Source organism: Escherichia sp. AM3 (assembly GCF_032029835.1).
Classification (GTDB): domain Bacteria; phylum Pseudomonadota; class Gammaproteobacteria; order Enterobacterales; family Enterobacteriaceae; genus Escherichia; species Escherichia coli.
Genome location: NZ_JAVUPQ010000985.1, coordinates 1 through 271, shown reverse-complemented (window position 1 = coordinate 271; position 271 = coordinate 1). Strand labels below are relative to the sequence as shown.

Annotated in this window: 1 pseudogene; it reads left to right on the top strand. The window is 63.1% G+C overall.

Annotation, left to right across the window (positions count from 1 at the left end):
- Window positions 1–271 (top strand): annotated as a pseudogene (locus tag RTW80_RS29350) (glycosyl hydrolase family 32); the annotation flags it as partial.

The window sequence follows — 271 nt, the reverse complement described above, 5'->3', positions numbered from 1 at the left end:
CTCAACACCTATCCGGCCGTCTGGATGAGCGGGGCATTTGATTATCAGACGCCTGCATTTGCGCACGGCGAGCTGCATGAGCTTGACGCCGGTTTCGAATTTTACGCGCCGCAAACCACGGTGGCAGAAGATGGCCGCCGCATCCTCATCGGCTGGTTGGGCGTGCCGGACGGCGAAGAGAGGCTCCAGCCTACGCGGGCGCACGGCTGGATCCACCAGATGACCTGTCCTCGCGAGCTGCGCTACCGCGACGGTAAGCTCTGGCAAACCC